This is a genomic window from Bacillus sp. FJAT-27225, from assembly GCF_001685025.1.
Taxonomy (GTDB): Bacteria; Bacillota; Bacilli; order Bacillales; family Cytobacillaceae; genus Bacillus_D.
Genome location: NZ_MAYU01000003.1, coordinates 26501 through 45506, shown reverse-complemented (window position 1 = coordinate 45506; position 19006 = coordinate 26501). Strand labels below are relative to the sequence as shown.

The following is a 19006-nucleotide window of genomic DNA, read 5'->3' as shown; positions in this document are numbered from 1 at the left end:
AAAAAAGACTGTAGTCAAACCCGATTTAGTTCGAGTTTGTCTACAGTCTGACAGACTCTATAAAGAGTCTGCTTTAGTTTGTTCTCATTATTAAGCTTTACGAACGTTAGCTGCTTGAGCTCCACGTTGACCTTGCTCAACGTCAAAAGTAACTGCTTGACCTTCGTCTAAAGATTTGAAACCTTCGCCTTGGATTGCTGATAAATGAACGAATACGTCTTCTCCGCCTTCACGCTCGATAAATCCGAAACCTTTTTCTGCGTTAAACCATTTTACTTTACCTTGTTCCATTTTGTTTCCTCCTGCTGTGTGCTTTGCACACAATGTGTTACTATCCTTGCACTCAGTGATCATCAAGACGAAAAGTTAATCTTTAGACTATCCTTTACACCGAACAAAAATAATTCTTCTAAAGTTTAACATTTTTCAAACGTATTTGCAAGAAGAAAGAAACACAACAGATTTGCCACTTCTGAATTTTCAATAATAACTTCGCATATCGATTATTCCGGAACAGGGTAAAATAGCCTTAATTGGTGTTATGGTCGTTCTCTCCCTGAGCCCTTCAACCTCTTTTGCTTGCATGAAGATGCCAAATAGCTCGTCAAGAGTCCTCTCATGTATAACTTGTGCCTCTTCCTCAGTAAATCGCCTTGATGCTGTCTTCTTTCATTCCTTCCGTTTGCTTTGTTCAGCCAAAACAAAAACCTCCTTCGCATTTTTGATGCCCAAGCCCAAACATACGCAAAGGAGGTCAAACGATCTGTTTTTTAAACCCCACACGGTCTATGGGAAAACAAAACAGTATGTATAAAATTCCACTTCATTAGAAACCTTGATATATCAAGGTTTTTAGCGGGACTGTGTGGGAATCGAACCCACTGACCTGGCACTCAGGCCACAAGGGGGGTTGAAGTTTGCTAGCATCTGTTTTTCTAGTACCTTGATGTACTCAGAAGTACTTATAATCAAGGTTTCTTGCTTTCTAATATTCCCCTGTGATTTCTAACTTTAAAAATTTTGGCACCACATGCAGCACAAACGGTTTGGTCTTCCTAACTTATGATGGCTCGATATCTCTTGAACACCAAACTATTCAATTGACTTAAAAAACCAGCGACTCAGCGTATCGATGTTTTTTTGTCATTTTATTAAAGTAATTTCCCTAAATAATACGGCATTTGGCGTCTCCACCAAATCCAATCATGCGAAACATCTTCGCCCCACTCATCAAACAAAGCTGGAATTTGTTTTTCTTCAAAGGCTTCTTTTAAGGTAAAGTATGAAGGCAGCCCGTCCTGTTCCCAATCACCCAGGCCGGTACAAATAATGATAGTTGCTGACCGATATCGATCAATAAACCAGCCGTCATTTTGATTCCAAATGTAATCACTCGGTGAATTTTGGTATACAAGCGGATCATTTCCGTAATCCCCAAAAAAGTAACGCGCATCGTAAATACCGCTAAGTGCAATGGTCGTTTGGAAAACATCCGGATGTCTCAAGAAAAAGTTCAACGCATGATATGCCCCCATGCTACATCCCGTTGTCATCATTGGATCAAACCAACCTGTTTTATGTTTTATAAATGGAATAGCTTCTGATATCACATAACGGTCATATGCTTCATGAGCTAATGCACGGTCATGCGCTGGTTTTGAGTCGTGCAGCCAACTTTCGCTATCGATACTAGCCAATGTAAAAAACTGAACTTTTCCGGATTCAATAAAGTCATGACACACATCAATCATTCCAAAATCATGATATTCAGTGTGCGTCCCTCCAGATGAAGGAAAAACGACGATTGGCATGCCACTGTGTCCATATCTGTTCACCAGCATTTCACGCCCTAATTCGCCACTCCAATGGCTTAAATGTTCTATATGCATAGCTGAATCTCCTATCCCTAATTATTTCGTTCATGTACAAAACGGATAATGTCATCGACTTCTTCCTGCGAATCTGCAATAATCGCATAAAACTGATTTCCTTGGAGTTCCGCAAACGCATCTGGTATGCGCTGTGCCAACTTTACACGATCGCCAAATCGTTCATAAATAGCATTCGTACCATGTTTATACTCATACGCATCACGCTGTGTTACACCTACACAGAACTGGTTTTCAGCATCGGACTCCTTAAATTTTCCGCCTTTCACTAAAGAAGCATACTGAGCAAATAAATCAATGGAGTACGCGAAATTGTACATATCGACCGTGTAGCCGCCAGCCAAGCGATTATTGTATTCAAGTGCAACATAATCCCCATTTTCCAATCGAAAAAACTCAATATGGAAAAAGCGTTCTTTCATGCCAAATGTTTTCACGATTGCCTTACCATACATTTCGAGCCTTGGATCAATTTCTTTTTGAATCACATAGGCCATATCCAGTTGGCCATTAACCAGTTCCAGAGTTGGCACATTATACGTAAAGCTTGTTTGGAAAACAATGTTCCCTTTCTGATCCACTAAACCATCAAATGTACAAAGCACGCCTCCTTCGACAAATGGTTCCAAGAAGTATACTTGTGCTTCTCCCCATTCTTCTTCAAAATGATGTACAGCCTCTTTTGAATCCAATTTAAAGGTGGCAGCCGACCCCACTCCGTTATCGGGTTTAGCAATAACCGGCAGTCCTAATTCATCAATGGCTTTGGATAACTCCTCTTTAGTTTTTACGACTCTTCCTTCTACGACAGGCACTTCTGCTTTTTTAAACAACTTCTTCATTTCAGATTTATACTTAACTTTTTTCAAGTCATCCGTTTTATTGCCGTACACGTTAAATTGCTCACGCAACTTCGCATCAAGTTCCAGCCAGTGCTCATTATTGGATTCAATGCGGTCAATTGGACCATGTTTATAAAATAAAAATGCAACAGCCCGTTTCACTTCATCTAAATCTTCTAAATTATTGACACGATAATATTCAGTTAAAGATTTTTGTAATTTGGAACCTAATTGGTTATATGGCTCTTCGCCAATTCCTAAAACATTGATACCTGCTTTTTTTAAACGATGAGCGAACGGCTGGAAATTAACTGGATAATACGGTGATATCAAAATATAATTCATAAAAAAGGCTCCTTTCTTAGAATCAAAGAATCTTAGTTTTTACAAATGATACAATCTTTTATATTTTTAATCAAATTAAATTCAAAAAATTTCAAAAAAAGTGTGAGAGTTTCCTCCCACACTATCAATTAAATATATTTATTCAGTTCGTTCAAGACCACTTTTCACTTAAGAAACGTAAACATTCTGGCAAGTGTTTTGCCCAGGCTTTTTCATTATGTTCTTCATCCGCAAAAATATTAAAACGTATGCTATCAATTGGAACAGAGCCTTTTATTAGTTGTTTATAATACTTAAGCGAGCCATCGATATATGCCTGCTTCATATTACCATACATCAATTGACGGTCTGCCTCATCGCCTTCCTGAGTCCCAACTTGAATGTACACGCGTTGTTCAGGATCCAACTCTTTTCTAGCAATATAGCTGTCAAATGCTTTATTTGTAATCCAATTGGCTAAAGAAAAAATACCTAATCCACCAATTTGATTTTTATATTCAATACCCATAAAAGCCGAAATATTACCTCCAAGTGAACTGCCAATCATCGCTGTATGATACTTATCTGATTTCGTTCGGTAATGCTTATCTATAAACGGTTTCACGACCGTCATGACAAATTCAGCAAATTCTGCGCCTCTTCCCCCTAGCTCAAAATCTTCAGGAAGTGGGCTTTCAGTAATTTTCCAAGGCGTATATTCATTAATTCGCTCTTGTCCACCATGATCAATCCCAACAACAATCATTCTCGGCAAATCGGGATTTTGTTTAATTGCCGGAATCACCTTCCATGAAAACCCGCTATAAGATTCACTACTGTAGAAAACGTTTTGCCCATCATGCATATAGACGACTGGATAACGTTCAGACTCATCTTTATCATAGTTTTTCGGCAATAAAACACGCACGCGGCGTTCTTCATTTTTATAAGGCATATATAACTCATGTGTTTCTAGTTTTAAATAAAAATAGGATTCGTTCAATTTACCACTCCTCACTCCCTGATATTACATTAAATATACTAATCTTTTTCTAATTAAACCCCTTTGTTTATTTCAACATTTCCAGTGCTACTAATCTCCCCTTAGAACAAAAATGCTATAGTGAAAACAGGCAAGAATTCCATTCAATTTCAAAAACAAATGCCTTCCATTATTCCCCATAATGAATTAATAAGGCTTTTGTAGGTAGAAACTCTACGTTAGGAGTTGTATAATCTCATGGTAGTGGTAGTGTTCAACAAAAAACGGTAGAGGTGATAGGCATTGAACTTTTATTCAGAAAATGAGCATCCAGAAAAAGTCGATGGCCAAAAATATAGAGAACTAATACGGACTGAGGAACCCCAGGCAGAATCGGAGACAGACCAAAGGGGTAATATACGGGAAACAAGGGAAAGCAGGGCCAGCAGCTCAAGGATGGAGAGGCGAAACAAAATGGCTGGTACAGGGGCCAAAGTGGGGGCCACTCCACCAAGCAGGACGAACTCCAAGCGCAACTTTAACTTTAGACCTTTCGATAAGAAAATAAAAGTGAAACTGCCCAAGGTAAGCGTAAATCTTGTAGTAAAAATCGCAGCCCTCCTAGCGGTACTTTTCAACGTTAGATACGTTATGGGTCTGATGGAGGACCCGGTCGGCACCTTCACATTCAATGATTTGGTGATAAAGTTAGCAATATCAGTTGGTATCAACTTTGCAGCAGTCTGGGTTCTGTTTGCCAAACAGTCCCGGATTAAGTATTTTCTTTCACTGTTTGCAGTGTTAGCATCATTTCTGCATTACTTTTATGGCCATTATACCAATCATACTTTATTAGTGAGGAGCAACTTGATCCCTTCGGTGCTTGTCATCCTATCCGTTCTGATGGTGGTCAATTCCAGGTCCAATTATTACCTGAAAAGCATCCTTTTGTTAATTATCTCCACTGCCGGAATCTATTTTAGCAGCAATCAATATGTACTTGAGTGGATGTTGATAGGCAGTGCTGGACTGGTGATGTTTTTCAGAGTTTCCAAAACCAAAAGGAATGACAAATCCACTAAAAAGGATAGCAGGATAAGAAGGAGCCAGCGGCGGTCAGCTTAGTTTAGCAAGAAAACCACAGTACGCAAATAAGGCCACCCATATAGTCAGGGTGGCCATTTTTATTAGTGAAATAAAAATTGCTCGGCTAAAAGATAAAATGTCCAAGTGATTGGAGTTGTGCTTCAAGTGTGTATTGGCGGGACTGTGTGGGAATTGAACCCACCTGACTGGGACGTAGGTCAAAAGTAGTTTTGAAGTTCTAGACAGTACGTAATTTTAGTATCACAAAGTCCTGAATAGTCCTACAGAATGAGGTTTATGTGATTAAAAGTAGTTTGGTGTATTTTTAATGAAATTTAACTATACCTATCTGAGTTTATTGAGTGGAGCCTTATAATAAATGCTGGAATAAACCCGTTATATAGGATAGTCCTTTTATACTGAATGATTTAACCCAACTTACTTTACCTGGTTTTAAGTTTGGGTCCTCTATATACGACCCATCCTTTGCTACCTTTAAGCTCTTTTTAAAATACTGGTTCATTTCTTTTTCGAGATTCTCGGTAAATTCCACGCTATCAATAACGACCATAGACTCAGTATTTAAAAACGTCGACCTGGAATCCATATTAAATGCTCCAATGGAACTCAATCGATTATCAAAGATAAATGTTTTGGCATGTATGGAGTCACGCCCTTGATATTCCAATACATTCACACCCTTTTTTGCCATCCCGTTAATATGTTTAATATGTCCTGAATAGGCCATAACATTTGCTGTCGATGCTAAAGAGTTCGTTAAAATCGTTATCTTTTCGGGAGGTACTTGTAAAGTATCCATATAAGGAAGCATAGGTTTCGTTGGAATAACATACGGGCTTTGAATGACTATGGACTTTTTCGAATTCTTCATGAGATTCGTTAAATCATACCAAGCCCAAGGTTCTTTATTAAATCTTTGTATAGGATTATGAATAAAGGTGATATTTTTAGTAGGAAGGGACATTTTCACCCAATCATAATAACTAGCAAATAATTTTTTATCCGTTTTTTTCAAATTTTCTAGTTTCTGTTTTAATTGTTGATTGGCTTCTTTTGCTTTCTTTTGTTGGTGTGTGGATAGCTTTTTAAAAGGAACTTTTGTAATGGGATGGTCCCAGACTTGATTAAAATAGCCTTCCATTTGATACAAAACACTGCCTTCCTTTGACTTGGGATCCGTATTAATGATTAGAACATCTCGATCATTCGTAGGGGATTTTTCACCTTCTGGAATAAAATAACGATCCCCGATATTTCTGCCCCCGATAATTGCATACTTATGATCGATAATAAGAAATTTATCATGGAGTCGATTATTCCATGTCCAAGGCAATAAAGGATTTAATGGTTCATAAAATTTAATTTCGATATTTGGATGATGGATTAAGGCGTATTGAACATCTTTCAGACTAAATCTAAAACCATGGAAAATTCCATCCAAAAGGATCCTTACCTTTACTCCACGATCGGCCGCATCCAATATCATTCCTAACAATAAATCAGTAATATATCCTTTATGAATCGCATAATAGGAGACATCAATAGATTCCTGTGCATTTTCCATTAAGTTAACACGTGCTAGACCTGAAAACATTTTTTCTTCCAGTAGAATCACACGATCCTGTGACGTCTCATTTCCATAGAATCTTTCCACTTTATGCTGTTCCTTATAAGTGCTACTAACCTGCGGATGCTTATCTTTAAAAATAACGATGCCAAATATGGTAATATACATTAAATAAAAAATGAGAATAACAATAGCCGTTTTCCTAACCTTTTTTATCGGATTTACCTCCTTTCTAACACCTCTAAAGCCCCACTAATTGTTAATAGTTTGTCCAAATTTATTTACATTACAAATATCAGAGCAATAAATAACAATATAAGTTGTTAATATCTATTATATTTCGTCTTTACCAAATCTTAAGAGACACTCTCTTCCCAAAATGAACAATGGTACAATTTTAGGCACCACCTAACAAAAAAAAGACCGAGTTGCCTCGGTCTTAAGTTCATATGTTGATATGTAAATTTGGCGGGACTGTGTGGGAATCGAACCCACCTGACCTGGCACGCAGGTCACAAGCGGTTTTGAAGACCGTGGAGGACACCAGTACCCCATTCAGCCCCGTGTTAATATGATGACAAAAGTTATTATAGCAAAAAACTACTATAGTTGCTATAGAAATGATCCAATGCCACAGTCTTGTCATAATTTGCTGAATCGTTTTATAATAAGGATAGTGATTATAAGACGCAGGTGAATGCAATGATCGATATTTTAAAAGAATTAATGATTGTGATTTGGGTCTTCTTGCTGTTTGGCTTAATGGCCATTGGCGGGTTTTTTATGTTTCGGAAGTTCCTTAAAAAACTTCCTAAAGAAGACGGCAAGTCGATCATGGATTGGGAAGAGTACTATGTGAACCAATCTCGCCACCTTTGGCCGGATGACCAAAAGGCGTTTCTGGAGGAACTTGTCCAACCTGTACCCGAGCTGTTCCGTGATGTAGCCAGGCATAAAATAGCCGGGAAAATCGGTGAGCTTGCCCTAAACGAAAAGGTAAGCAAGATTGACCAGGAGCTTGTCATTAAAGGCTATATCATGGCTACTCCAAAACGCGACCATAAGTTTTTGAAAAAGACATTAAATGAAAAACAAATCGATCTTACTCGATACCAGCACTTATTTTAGCCGCCATTAGAGCGGCTTTTTACTTTTCCATTTTATTCGCTTAATGGGTCAGTTTTTGCAGCTGACTAAGCTAATAAAAATTTTTAATAGATTAATTCCTCTTCCTTTTAAACTGATTTATCCAATATCTACAGATTTTTAGATTAATTATCCCTCCACTAGTGCCCATTTACCAAAAAACCACCTCCCCCTTCCCCACCAACTCTCCCACATAACAAAAACAGCCGACCCAACTAGGCCGACTGTTTTGTAAGAGTAATTTGCTTCTGCAATTTTTTAAAGTCGCGGTACATGGCAATCCGCCAGGGCAGGATCATGGAGAAAGCTAAAAGGAAGAACATTCCGGATAATTCCCCAAAGTCGATTGTCGCACTCAATATCAACTTCATGGCCAGCCTGACAATTAGCAAGCCAATCAGAATAAAGAAAAATGCTTTCGAGCGTTTTACATAGATCTGTTGATCCTTAACTTCGAATGAAGAGGTTTTTATCAAAAGGATCGAAAATAGCATCCCCAATATAACTGCTTCAACAATTTCCATCCCGGTAAGCCGGAATTCAGGAACTATATACATAAGGGAACCTGTGCTCATTCCAATTGGAGGCATGATGATTTTCATAGCAGTCGCAGGTTTTTTTGCTGCCTTCATTCTGACAAACATGGCCATTGTTGCCATGCCTATTGCGACAACTGTTGATGCAAGGGCAAGATTCATACGTCTCATCCCAATCTTCTAAGTAGGTTAACAAGTTCATTATATTACAAAAACAAAGCTCACGCACGCTATTCTTCCAAAATCCTAAAAACCTGTGAATCCGCCAAACAACGGCTGAAGTACCTGAATGATGACGGTCAGCCAGTCAAAGAATAGCATAATCCCCATACCAATCATGATGTAGCCGCCGATTTTCATAATTTTGATAGAGTTCCGTTTAATCCATGATATTCTGCCAATGAAGAAGGACAGGATGAAAAACGGAATCGCAAAGCCCAGGATATAGGCGATCATAAGCGGCATACTTGAACTTGGATCGGTGGCTGCCAGCGAAAGCACTGCGCCAAGGATCGGACCGGTACATGGAGTCCAGCCAGCGGCAAACGCCATACCAATCAGGATGGAACCAGCATAGCCAGCAGGACGGTTCTTGAATTGGAATTTACGGTCTTTCATCAGGAATTCAGGCTTAAATAGTCCAATAATCATTAACCCGAAGATAATCATAAAAATCGCACCGATTTGCCGGATTAAATCCTGGTTTTGAAACAAGAACTGTCCAATAAAGGAAGTCACAAAGCCCATCATAACAAAGATGGAAGAAAACCCTATCAGGAAAAAGATGGTATGCAGGATGCTGCGCCTTTGCATCATCGCATTATCACTCTTCAAATCACTTACTGACATTCCAGTTATATATGAAAGGAATGCGGGATAAAGCGGCAGGCAGCAAGGTGAAATGAAGCTTAGAAACCCGGCACCCAATGCGAGGAACAAATTAACTTCGGTACCCATAAGAAAACCTCTCCCAAAACTATACTTGTATGTTGCTTCCATTCTAACAAATAGTTAGCAGGAAGGTTAGGAATCTGCATGAAAGTTTTGTGTCATCTCCCCAAGTTTGATAAGATTGACATAGTGTCAATCTTTTGTAAGTTTTTTTACAAATATCTTTTGAATTATTTACCATTATACGATATACTTAGTCGAGTATCCCATTTACTAAAATCTTCATTGTTCTCCTAAAAATGACATATCGCAGAAAGGAATTACAGCCGTGTTAAAACAGGACTTGCTTTCTCTAATTGAACAAAAGCGGATAGAGTTGTATCAAGTTGCTGCAGTAAACGGCTTAAGCTCCTCGGTCGCTATCCAGTACAGCCAGGAACTCGATCACCTGCTCAATCAGTATAATGATACATATGTTCAAAAACTTCAAACCCAATCATAAAAAACAGCCCTCCATTCATATCCGGGCTGTTTTTCTTTTGGCTAATTCACGGCATCTTGATACCGTTCAACTAATCCGTTTTGCAGAAGGTACATCTTATGATAAAGCCCCCTTAAAGCCAGGAGCTCCTGATGGGTACCTCTTTCAACAATCTCCCCTTTATGGAGGACAAGGATCTGGTCCGCATCCTGAATGGTCGAGAGCCGATGGGCAATCGCGATGGTCGTCCGCCCTTCCCTCATTTTGTTCAGTGCAGTCTGGATGGCTTCCTCTGTTTCTGTATCAATATTGGCAGTCGCCTCATCAAGGACAAGTATTTTGGGATCGGCAGCAATCGTTCGTGCAAAAGCTATCAATTGCCTCTGGCCGCTTGAAAAGGCGGCCCCGCGTTCCACAACTTTATGTTCATACTTGTCTTCCAGCTTTTCAATAAATGTATGCGCCTGGACGAATCTTGCCGCATCTATAATCTTTTCTTCTGGCATCTTTTTATCATGCAGGCGGATATTGTCAGCAACCGTACCATAAAACAAGAATGGGTCCTGAAGCACGAGGCCCATTTTTCTCCTCAGCTCATCCTTTGTAAAATTTTTCAAAGACTCCCCATCAATTAAAATTTCGCCCCGGTCAAATTCATAGAACCTCATAAGCAAATTGATGATTGAGCTCTTTCCGCTTCCTGTGTGGCCCACAAGAGCAACAGTTTCACCTGGGTTGGCAGTAAAAGATATATTTTTCAAAACATCGGTCTCGCCGTCATAGGAAAAGCTGACATTTTTGATTTCAATTTTCCCATCCTGGACTTTAAGCCCTTCTGCATTCTTCTGCCCGGGTGCAAGCTCTTCCTCATCCAGCAGCCGGAATACTCTTGATCCCGCCACTATTGCCTGCTGATAGAGGGAAAGCCTCATCATCATCTGGTTAACCGGCTCAAAGAAGCGGTCAAGATAATTAACGAAGGCATAAAGCACACCTATTTCGACCGAAACTTCCATGGAGGCAATCCCGAAATAACTCAATACAAGAATCAAAGCAAAGATATAAATCATGTCAATTGCCGGTCTTAACAGCAGCCCGTCAAGCTTGAGGTTCTTCATGCCCGCCTGATAATGATGTTCATTGATTTCGCCAAATTCCTTGCGAAGCCGCTTTTCCTGCCTGAATACCTGGATGATCGGCATTCCCTGCAGTGATTCACTAAGCTTCGCATTTAACTGGCTAAGCCGCTCCCTCATTGCAAGATAGTAGCGGGAGCTATACTTCCTGTACGTGGCGATGACAGCAACGATAATCGGGAGCAGGAGTGTACAGAATAAAGCAAGCTTCACATCCAGCATAAACATCGCAGTGAAAATACCGAACAAGAGGAACCCGCTTTGTATAAATGTCGCAATGACAGTAACAAACATATCTTTTATAGCCTCAGTGTCATTGGTAACCCTGGAAACAATGCTCCCAGCCGGCGTTTTGTCAAAGTAGCGCATTCCAAGCGCCTGTACTTTGGAAAAAACATCAATCCTTAGCTGCTGGATGATTTTTAGAGCAATTTCCTGGAATTTGACTAACTGAAAGTATAGGAGGAATGCTTTCGCTACTTGGATTGCCATATAAATGATTCCCAGTGCCAATATCGGACGAAATTCAATGTTATTAGGAAGCAGGTAATCGTCAATAAAGATTTTTACTAGATAAGGCCCCGCAATGTCACCAAGTGTAGTCAAGAAAAGAAGCAGGAACCCAACGCCTATAGCTTTCTTATGCGGTTTCGTATAGGACAGGAGCCTGTATAGAACCTTTCTTTGTTCCTTATCAGTCAAGTTTTGATCCAACTTAATGCCCCCCATGTTCAACCAACTCCTCCAGCTGCTGGTGCAAGTACATTTCACGGTACCAGCCGCCATGTTCCATCAATTGTTCATGCGTTCCCCGCTCAATAATTCTGCCCTCTTCAATGACAAGAATTTGGTTTGCATGCTGGATAGCACTAAGCCGGTGAGATGTAATGATGGTTGTTTTCCCTTCCCTTTCCTTCTTTAAGGCACCAAGTATTGCTTCTTCAGTCTTTGCATCAACCGCAGATAAGGAATCATCCAGAATCAATACTTCTGGATTAAGAAGGAGTGCCCGGGCAATCGAAATCCTTTGCTTTTGTCCGCCGGATAATGAAACTCCCCTTTCCCCGACAACCGTTTCATACCCATTGGTAAAGCCAAGAATATCGTCATGAATATTTGCCAGTCTTGCAGCGGCGATAATCTCATCCCTCGTTGCGTGTGGCATGGCAAATGCAATATTTTCTGCGACGGTTGCCGAAAACAGAAAATGGTCCTGAGGAACATATCCAATTGCCTCCCTTAGCAGTTCAAGGCGATAGGTTTCAATTTTTTTCCCGCCAAAAAGGATTTCTCCTGATTCAATAGGGTATTCCCTGATGAGCAGCTTAAGAAGTGTCGTTTTGCCAGCTCCAGTTTTGCCGACAATGCCAAGAGTCTCGCCTTTTCCGATAGAAAAATAAATATCTTTTAAAAGTGGCCTTTCTTCACTAGAAAAAGCAAACTCCCGAATGCAGTAATCGATTTTACCTGCAGGTACTTCTGAGAGGGCATCTTGTATGTCTTGTATATCCTGGGGCTGCTTCAGAAGAGACGAAACCCTGTCATAGGATGCCCGCCCTCTTTCAACAATGTTAAAGAGCCAGCCAAACGCCAGCATCGGCCATATCAACAGCCCTAAATATGTAGTAAATGAAATCAGTTCACCGATTGTCAAATTGCCATTGAGAACATCCCTTGCCCCAAAGCCAATTGAAAGGAAGAAAGAAATGCCGACAATGATGGATATGGTCGGATCGTATAAAGCGTCAATTTTTGCAACCGTCATGTTCTTTTCGACAACGTCCTTGGATTGTTGTCTGAAGTCTTCAATATCCTCTGATTCCTGTCCAAAAGTCTTAATAACCTTGATTCCCGAAATACTTTCTTGCGTCTTGTCATTTAGTGAAGAAAATGCCTCTTGGGCTTTATGGAACGAGCGGTGCAGCATCGTTCCGAACCAGCTTGTAAGCCATGCCATTAACGGCATTGGGATAAGGGCAATCAGTGTCAGCTTCCAGCTAATCGTAAAGGCCATCGCCAGAATAACAAAACCACCTGTGGCCAGAGAGTCTACAAGCGTCAAGACGCCTACCCCAGCAGTCTGCTGGATTGCTTGAAGATCATTTGTAGCATGAGCCATTAAGTCTCCTATTCGTCTCTTTTGGTAAAAGGCCGGAGACATTTTAGTAAAGTGCTGAAACAATTGATCCCTGAGATCCCTCGCCAATTTTACGGCTGAACCAAATATCATGACTCGCCAAATAAATCTTAAAACATACATTACCAAGCCAGCAGCCAGCAGGACTGCAACCCATATTCCTAGGCCTGCAGCGGTAATGGTTCCATCCTGGATGCTATCGGCAATGATGCCGATGACTTTTGGAGGAATAAGCTGAAGGAATGCAACGAACAGCAATATCGCTATTCCCGTTATGTACGACTTTCTTTCCTCCCAGAAGAACCATTTTAACTCCGCAAATATTCTCATGATCTCCCCCCTCTATCTCTACTAGTTATGTAGTTCATAAAACACTCCCACAAGAAAATCATTTTATCAAATTTTTCAAAAATAAGGAAGATTAACACAACATAATTCAAAATAAAAAGCACCCTCACCGAGGATGCCTGTCCAGCTTATTTTGATTGCTGCTTGTTCATGGCAGCCATCATTTGATTAATTTTCTTCTGTGAAGGTTTCATGCCCATCTGCATCATCATAACTTTCAACATTTGCTCATTAATAGGCGGATTTTTCTTCAAGTAATCCATCATGTACCTGCGTGTTATAAAAAATCCGATTACAATGCCGACAATTAGCGCCAACACTGCAATGGTAATCACCCAGCCAGTAGCCATCGTATTTCCTCCTCCATGTTGTCCTTCAAAAATGTAAATTACCAAGCGTAATTATACACCAATTCGCCTGTATTAGACAAATTTTCTTTCTTTAATTGGTTTCAGCCAGCCATACCTTTTGTTATCCAGGTCAATGGCAAGGAAAGACGATTCACATTTCCTTAACACCTCGAAAAAAGCGGTTTCCGCTTCATAACCCCCGTTAGCGCTTACAACAATATGCTGTTCAAAAACAGCAAGAGTCGCCGTACTGAACTTGCCATTCACTTCAATTTTATAGATTCCATTTTCAACTGAAAATCCTTTGGTCTTTTCCAGTTGTTTGTGGAGGAGCTGGTGTATTCGCAAGACGGGCAATGGCCTTGTAATATACTTAATTTGCAGATCCGTTACTTTTTTCAATTCCCCTTCAGCCTGCCTATTTTCTCTGAACAAATAAAAAAATATGCGCTCCCTTCCGAAGTAATGGGACGCAAACTCTTCTTTAATTAAATAGAGTTCATATTTTCTCATTTTGATCTCTCCCTGTTTTTGGCCTTACGGAAAGGCTGGCTTCATCTGATTACAGGCTGGCATTTATTCGGGGATGAAGAACGTGATGGCAAGAGTCAATGGGTTCGAAAAATGCATGTCGAACTATTCCAAAATTTTCTTATCCTTTATTATACTATCCAAGCTTGGTTGTGTCACGGATTTACTTTTTTCTTATCATTGATTAAAGAATAAAGAAAAACAGTCCAGATCCAACGTTATAATTCCACCTTTTGCTCATACGCGCCATCACAATTAACCATAGGATATTATAATTAAGCATGTAGGGAGGAATTTTTGTGAATAAAAGGGTTGGAAATAATGATTTATCTGGCGATATTATGAAATTTCTAGTCTCGAAAACACTCAGTAAGTACAATGTGGATAAAAAATCGCTGTCATCAGATGAAAAACAAAGGCTGAGAGACATGGTATACCGTTTAAAAGAGCAAACAGATGAGTTCCTGGCCAAGCATAATCATGAAGAAAAAATTGATCAGGAGATGGAGAAACATACGTCAACTGCTGACAGCCAGGAAGTCACACCGTTTATGCATAGCAGTAACAATGACCTGAGTCTAGTTTGGAAACCAGGAAAAAAATCAAAAAAATAGACTTTTCCCCTCCATAATTTGTCCATACCTTCTCTCTTTCCCTTGAATAACCTAGTAGGGAAATCAAAGATAGGAGGAATAACATTGAGCAGAATTAAACATCGTTCAAACTGCATGACTTGGGACGCATTAAGCGGAGAAGATCATCCGCTTGCTGTTGGGTCGGGCCGAATTAACAAAAGACAGGAAGCACGCCAGCGCAGCGTTGCTACCCAATTCTCCGATGAAGTGATCGTTGTGAGGAATTCCGTTGACGTTACGGTTACTTCAACTGACACGAAAGCCGCCATTTCCCTGCAGGTTGCTTTGCAAGCCGCTATTCAAGCAGTCATCCGCATTTCCATTGCAGATAGCACATTAGCTGAAAGGATCTCCCAGGAGCTGCTGGAATCATCCAGAATTCATCAAACAACCAGGCAGCGTACCATCGTTGAAAACAGCCGTGGTGTGAATGTAACCACAACTGACACTCAAATTGCTGTGAACATCCAAGTATTGGTACAGCTTCTGCTAGCCTTGATCGTTGAATTGGAAATTCTTTAATCATTGCAAAGGTAAGAGGCCGGAATACATTTCCGGCCTCTCCTGTTTTTATTGATTGAGAAGGTCTTTAACTTTGGCAACAACATTGTTGACGCTAAAGCCGTACTCTTCCATAATTTTTTCACCTGGTGCTGAAGCGCCGAATGTTTCGATGGCAAGGACTTCTCCTTCGTCTCCTGTATAGCGATGCCAGCCTAAAGGTGCTGCCATTTCAATGCCAAGACGCTTTTTGACAGACTTCGGAATAACAGACTCTTTATATTCCTTAGATTGCTGTTCGAACCGATCCCACGATGGCATGCTGACAACCGATACATCGATGCCTTCCTTGGCTAGCTCTGCCTGGGCTTTAACCGCAAGGCCGACTTCAGAACCTGCTGCCAGAATCAGTGCGTCAGCTGTTTCCTTTTTAGCCGGAGAAATAACATAGGCCCCCTTGGATACACCCTCATACGCATTTTTGTCGGTGTCTTTAATTGTCGGCAGGTTTTGCCTGGTCAACACTAGAGCGGTAGGTTTATCGCGTGATTCAATGGCAAGCTTCCAGGCTGCTGCTGTTTCATTACCGTCTGCCGGGCGGATTACAGATAGATTTGGCATTGCCCTTAAAGCCGGTAGTTGTTCAATTGGCTCATGGGTAGGGCCGTCCTCACCAACAGCAATGCTGTCGTGGGTGAAAACATAAGTTACTGGCAAGCCCATCAGTGCCGCAAGCCTGATTGCCGGACGCAGATAATCAGAGAATACAAAGAATGTTCCTCCGAATACCTTTAGCCCACCATGCAGTGCCATCCCATTTAAGGCTGCACCCATTGCAAATTCACGCACACCGAACCAAATGTTCCTTCCTTCGTAGGAATGAGGCATAAAGTCCGAAGAATTTTTAATCATAGTTTTGTTTGATCCAGCCAAGTCAGCGGAGCCGCCAATCAAGATTGGCAGGTTTTTGGCGATAGCGTTAAGTGCTTCCCCGGATGAAGCACGGCTGGCAAGGCTCTTTCCTTCCTCATAGACAGGAAGGTCCTTATCCCATCCTTCAGGAAGTTCACCGCTAAGTGCTAGCTCCAGTTGTGAACCTAATTCAGGATAGTCCTTTTTATATTGCTCAAATAGATCGTTCCATTCCTGTTCTTTCTTCTCGCCATTTTCAGCTATTGTTTTACGGAAATGGTCGTAAACTTCTTCCGGCACATGGAAGTCCTGGTCAAACGTCCATTTATAAGCTTCTTTTGTTAGCTTCAGCTCGTCCATTCCAAGCGGAGCTCCATGGACATCGGATTTTCCGGCAAGATTTGGCGAGCCGTACCCAATAACAGTCTTTACTTCGATCATGGTAGGCTGTTCCGTGTTATTCCTTGCTTCTTCAAGCGCACGTGCGATTTCGTGAAGGTCATTGCCGTCTTCGACACGGATGTATTGCCATCCGTATGCAATGAAACGGTCTTTTACACTTTCAGAGAATGATTGATGAAGGTCGCCGTCAAGAGAAATATCGTTTGAATCATAAAGAACGATTAGCCTTCCAAGCTTTAGATGGCCAGCAAGGGATGCAGCCTCAGCAGACACACCTTCCATCAAGTCACCATCACCGCAGATGCTGTATGTATAGTGGTTAACAAGCTCGTAGTTTTCTTTGTTGTACACAGCAGCTACATGGCGCTCAGCCATTGCCATTCCAACAGCCATGGCAATTCCCTGTCCCAATGGGCCAGTTGTTGCTTCTACTCCCTCAGTATGGCCATACTCCGGATGACCTGGTGTTTTGGATCCCCACTGGCGAAAGTTTTTTATATCATCCATTGTTACGTTATATCCGGATAAGTGAAGCAGGCTGTACAACAGCATGGAACCGTGTCCTGCTGATAAAACAAAGCGGTCTCTGTTAAACCAATTAGGGTTACTTGGATTATGGTTCATAAAACGCGTCCATAGAGTATAAGCCATAGGAGCAGCGCCCATTGGCATTCCTGGATGCCCTGAATTTGCTTTTTCAATTGCATCGATCGACAATGTTCTGATCGAGGTTACGGACAAAGCATCAATTTGATCAAACATGAAATACATCCTTTCACTATTCAGTTTCGTGCCACTTAACTATTATAGCCTAATGCCTGTATGACAACAAATTCTACTCTCTTCACCTATGAAGATTCCCTATTTTGCCACAAAAAAAACCTGGGACAGGACTGTCCCAGGCATCTGCCGCCGCATCACCAATCAATGCAGATGCTTCCCCTTCTTTCTATCCTTAATCTTTTGAGGAGTTACATCATTCCCAATTGGGTCTATAAAAGTCGTATTAGTCAAAGTATCAAGCATTGAAGAACGAAAAACCTGCAGGTATTCCTTTCTGAGCCTGGACTGTTCTTTCGCTTCATCTTCTGTTAAACCATCTGCTTTTGCCTTCCTGGCCAACACATTGATGCGGTCTAACTTTTCCTTAGAAAGCATGGCAATCCCTCTTTCGATTAAACTACCATGCATGATACTAGAATTTCGTCCTATTTACAAGGCAGATGCCTATTCGTCATCCCTGGACTCTATTGCATCCCGATATCTTCGGTGAACTGTTGCTTTAGACACATCGTAACCAAATCCTCTGAGGGTGGCTGCGATTTCTGCGAAAGTCAGGCCATTTCCCCTTAATCGGATAATTTCATCAGCCGGCAGTTCTTTTCTTTCCCTGCCTGGAGCTTGGTCTATATTTTTCAAATTTCTCTCTGGCTTGTATCCATTGTTTATCGCGCGTTTCATTCCACGCTTAATTTTAATATTATGTAATTTTCGTTGGTATTCTTCAACCATTCCAACAATATTCAAAATCATTGAATCTGATTCGGATAATTGCAGTTCACCATCATGAGCAATGCTGTATAATTTAACGCCTTCCTTCGTCAACACATGAAGGATGGCAATCTTTGCATTCCCTCTTCCAAGTCGAGTTTCATCCTGAATAAGGACTGCGTCAACCTCTTTTCCGTGTACGAGGTCAAGCATACGGAGCAGTCCGTCCCTTTCGAGTTCATACCCGCTTGCCTGTTCAGTAATAATGGATACGATATCCATTCCATTTTGCCTTGCCAGTGCCCTTAATTCTTCTTCCTGCCTTTTTAGCGATGATTCCTGGGCTTCTTTATTTGTGCTCACCCGGCAATATAATACAGCTCTCACCATACCTTGCCTCCCTGCCTATCTATTTTCATCAGCACTAGCAAGCTCGGTACCAAATCCCTGTTCAATCTTCTTTACAGGAACAATCATTTTTTCGCCGGCAATGATTGTCTCGCCATCAAGGCTGTTATACTTCATTAACCAATTCATGATTTCGGCACGGTCCATCGAATGGGTATTGGAAAGGTCGCCAGCTATACCCCAAAGAGAATCGCCTTCCTCTATTGTAATCGTTATGTACTTGCCCTGATCTTCAGTCTTGTTCAGTAAATTTGCCGTAAAAGCAATGATGCAGCTTAGTGCCAATATAATAATAACATAGGAATAATTGCTCCAAAGTTTTTTCATTTTTTACCCCTCCACGAATATATGTTCGCTTTATTGACATCATTATATTCCGAACACTTGTTT

Annotated in this window: 20 protein-coding genes and 1 tRNA gene; 5 read left to right on the top strand and 16 right to left on the bottom strand. The window is 40.9% G+C overall.

Annotated elements, in window-relative coordinates; genetic code table 11:
• Nucleotides 1-90: 90 nt before the first annotated feature.
• The 4 genes from A8F94_RS06955 to A8F94_RS06940 all read right to left on the bottom strand — a co-directional run bounded on the left by A8F94_RS06955 (nt 91) and on the right by A8F94_RS06940 (nt 4058).
• Nucleotides 91-291, bottom strand: coding sequence for a cold-shock protein (locus A8F94_RS06955; RefSeq protein WP_066197587.1), 201 nt, complete (start codon nt 289-291; stop codon nt 91-93).
• 860 nt (nt 292-1151) lie between these two features.
• Nucleotides 1152-1889 (bottom strand): esterase family protein, encoded by a 738-nt coding sequence (locus tag A8F94_RS06950; RefSeq protein ID WP_066197585.1) that lies wholly within the window; start codon nt 1887-1889, stop codon nt 1152-1154.
• Between the two features lie 17 nt (nt 1890-1906).
• Nucleotides 1907-3076: an ATP-grasp domain-containing protein gene (locus tag A8F94_RS06945; protein ID WP_066197582.1), complete on the bottom strand. Its 1170-nt coding sequence runs from the start codon at nt 3074-3076 to the stop codon at nt 1907-1909.
• A 151-nt stretch (nt 3077-3227) separates the two neighbouring features.
• On the bottom strand, nt 3228-4058 hold the full coding sequence (locus A8F94_RS06940) for an alpha/beta hydrolase (protein ID WP_066197579.1): 831 nt from the start codon (nt 4056-4058) through the stop codon (nt 3228-3230).
• 282 nt (nt 4059-4340) lie between these two features.
• Here A8F94_RS06940 and A8F94_RS06935 point away from each other — a divergent pair, with 282 nt between their 5' ends.
• Complete coding sequence (locus tag A8F94_RS06935) at nt 4341-5162, top strand: hypothetical protein (protein WP_066197576.1); 822 nt, start codon at nt 4341-4343, stop codon at nt 5160-5162.
• A gap of 331 nt (nt 5163-5493) precedes the next feature.
• On the opposite strand, the gene A8F94_RS06930 is transcribed toward A8F94_RS06935, so the two are convergent.
• Together A8F94_RS06930 and A8F94_RS25665 are read right to left on the bottom strand one after the other, a co-directional pair.
• Complete coding sequence (locus A8F94_RS06930) at nt 5494-6798, bottom strand: phospholipase D-like domain-containing protein (RefSeq protein WP_175384369.1); 1305 nt, start codon at nt 6796-6798, stop codon at nt 5494-5496.
• A gap of 379 nt (nt 6799-7177) precedes the next feature.
• Nucleotides 7178-7274: transfer RNA gene (locus A8F94_RS25665), tRNA-Sec, on the bottom strand.
• Between the two features lie 139 nt (nt 7275-7413).
• Between A8F94_RS25665 and A8F94_RS06925 the strand changes: the two genes are divergently transcribed.
• A complete protein-coding gene (locus A8F94_RS06925) occupies nt 7414-7839 on the top strand; it encodes a DUF2621 domain-containing protein (RefSeq protein ID WP_066197568.1) in 426 nt (141 codons plus the stop codon).
• Nucleotides 7840-8072: 233 nt separating this feature from the next.
• On the opposite strand, the gene A8F94_RS06920 is transcribed toward A8F94_RS06925, so the two are convergent.
• Nucleotides 8073-8555 carry a CcdC family protein gene (locus A8F94_RS06920; protein ID WP_066197565.1) on the bottom strand — a complete coding sequence of 161 codons (483 nt, stop codon included), beginning with the start codon at nt 8553-8555 and terminating at the stop codon, nt 8073-8075.
• 84 nt (nt 8556-8639) lie between these two features.
• Nucleotides 8640-9350, bottom strand: a complete 711-nt coding sequence (locus tag A8F94_RS06915) for a cytochrome c biogenesis CcdA family protein (RefSeq protein ID WP_066197561.1) — start codon at nt 9348-9350, stop codon at nt 8640-8642.
• Between the two features lie 262 nt (nt 9351-9612).
• On the opposite strand from A8F94_RS06915, the gene A8F94_RS06910 reads away from it, so the two are divergent.
• Nucleotides 9613-9786: an aspartyl-phosphate phosphatase Spo0E family protein gene (locus A8F94_RS06910; protein ID WP_066197559.1), complete on the top strand. Its 174-nt coding sequence runs from the start codon at nt 9613-9615 to the stop codon at nt 9784-9786.
• Between the two features lie 41 nt (nt 9787-9827).
• Here A8F94_RS06910 and A8F94_RS06905 read toward each other — a convergent pair whose 3' ends face one another.
• The 4 genes from A8F94_RS06905 to sirA form a co-directional block, all read right to left on the bottom strand.
• Nucleotides 9828-11630, bottom strand: a complete 1803-nt coding sequence (locus A8F94_RS06905; protein ID WP_066197555.1) for an ABC transporter ATP-binding protein — start codon at nt 11628-11630, stop codon at nt 9828-9830.
• Entirely contained in the window at nt 11617-13368 is a 1752-nt protein-coding gene (locus A8F94_RS06900; RefSeq protein WP_066197552.1) for an ABC transporter transmembrane domain-containing protein, read from the bottom strand. The genes A8F94_RS06905 and A8F94_RS06900 overlap by 14 nt, the downstream gene beginning before the upstream one ends.
• Before the next feature lie 146 nt (nt 13369-13514).
• The gene (locus tag A8F94_RS06895) at nt 13515-13736 is read right to left on the bottom strand and encodes a YneF family protein (RefSeq protein ID WP_066197550.1); all 222 of its coding nucleotides are present in this window, start codon (nt 13734-13736) and stop codon (nt 13515-13517) included.
• A gap of 72 nt (nt 13737-13808) precedes the next feature.
• The gene (gene sirA, locus A8F94_RS06890) at nt 13809-14249 is read right to left on the bottom strand and encodes a sporulation inhibitor of replication protein SirA (RefSeq protein WP_066197547.1); all 441 of its coding nucleotides are present in this window, start codon (nt 14247-14249) and stop codon (nt 13809-13811) included.
• 317 nt (nt 14250-14566) lie between these two features.
• Between sirA and A8F94_RS06885 the strand changes: the two genes are divergently transcribed.
• Nucleotides 14567-14881, top strand: a complete 315-nt coding sequence (locus A8F94_RS06885) for a hypothetical protein (RefSeq protein WP_066197543.1) — start codon at nt 14567-14569, stop codon at nt 14879-14881.
• 84 nt (nt 14882-14965) lie between these two features.
• Nucleotides 14966-15424, top strand: coding sequence for a spore coat protein (locus A8F94_RS06880; RefSeq protein WP_066197540.1), 459 nt, complete (start codon nt 14966-14968; stop codon nt 15422-15424).
• Between the two features lie 48 nt (nt 15425-15472).
• Here A8F94_RS06880 and tkt read toward each other — a convergent pair whose 3' ends face one another.
• The 4 genes from tkt to yneA form a co-directional block, all read right to left on the bottom strand.
• Nucleotides 15473-17479, bottom strand: coding sequence for a transketolase (tkt, locus tag A8F94_RS06875; RefSeq protein WP_066197536.1), 2007 nt, complete (start codon nt 17477-17479; stop codon nt 15473-15475).
• 162 nt (nt 17480-17641) lie between these two features.
• On the bottom strand, nt 17642-17875 hold the full coding sequence (locus A8F94_RS06870; protein ID WP_066197534.1) for a DUF896 domain-containing protein: 234 nt from the start codon (nt 17873-17875) through the stop codon (nt 17642-17644).
• Between the two features lie 69 nt (nt 17876-17944).
• Nucleotides 17945-18595: a YneB family resolvase-like protein gene (locus A8F94_RS06865; protein WP_066197589.1), complete on the bottom strand. Its 651-nt coding sequence runs from the start codon at nt 18593-18595 to the stop codon at nt 17945-17947.
• An 18-nt stretch (nt 18596-18613) separates the two neighbouring features.
• Nucleotides 18614-18943: a cell division suppressor protein YneA gene (gene yneA / locus A8F94_RS06860; RefSeq protein WP_066197531.1), complete on the bottom strand. Its 330-nt coding sequence runs from the start codon at nt 18941-18943 to the stop codon at nt 18614-18616.
• Nucleotides 18944-19006: the final 63 nt, after the last annotated feature.

Bases quoted from the DNA above. Each gene is read 5' to 3' on its own strand.
- A8F94_RS06955 (WP_066197587.1), bottom strand. From the start codon at position 291: ATGGAACAAGGTAAAGTAAAATGGTTTAACGCAGAAAAAGGTTTCGGA.
- A8F94_RS06950 (WP_066197585.1), bottom strand. From the start codon at position 1,889: ATGCATATAGAACATTTAAGCCATTGGAGTGGCGAATTAGGGCGTGAA.
- A8F94_RS06945 (WP_066197582.1), bottom strand. From the start codon at position 3,076: ATGAATTATATTTTGATATCACCGTATTATCCAGTTAATTTCCAGCCG.
- A8F94_RS06925 (WP_066197568.1), top strand. From the start codon at position 7,414: ATGATCGATATTTTAAAAGAATTAATGATTGTGATTTGGGTCTTCTTG.
- A8F94_RS06920 (WP_066197565.1), bottom strand. From the start codon at position 8,555: ATGAATCTTGCCCTTGCATCAACAGTTGTCGCAATAGGCATGGCAACA.
- A8F94_RS06915 (WP_066197561.1), bottom strand. From the start codon at position 9,350: ATGGGTACCGAAGTTAATTTGTTCCTCGCATTGGGTGCCGGGTTTCTA.
- A8F94_RS06905 (WP_066197555.1), bottom strand. From the start codon at position 11,630: ATGGGGGGCATTAAGTTGGATCAAAACTTGACTGATAAGGAACAAAGA.
- A8F94_RS06900 (WP_066197552.1), bottom strand. From the start codon at position 13,368: ATGAGAATATTTGCGGAGTTAAAATGGTTCTTCTGGGAGGAAAGAAAG.
- A8F94_RS06895 (WP_066197550.1), bottom strand. From the start codon at position 13,736: ATGGCTACTGGCTGGGTGATTACCATTGCAGTGTTGGCGCTAATTGTC.
- sirA (WP_066197547.1), bottom strand. From the start codon at position 14,249: ATGAGAAAATATGAACTCTATTTAATTAAAGAAGAGTTTGCGTCCCAT.
- tkt (WP_066197536.1), bottom strand. From the start codon at position 17,479: ATGTTTGATCAAATTGATGCTTTGTCCGTAACCTCGATCAGAACATTG.
- A8F94_RS06870 (WP_066197534.1), bottom strand. From the start codon at position 17,875: ATGCTTTCTAAGGAAAAGTTAGACCGCATCAATGTGTTGGCCAGGAAG.
- yneA (WP_066197531.1), bottom strand. From the start codon at position 18,943: ATGAAAAAACTTTGGAGCAATTATTCCTATGTTATTATTATATTGGCA.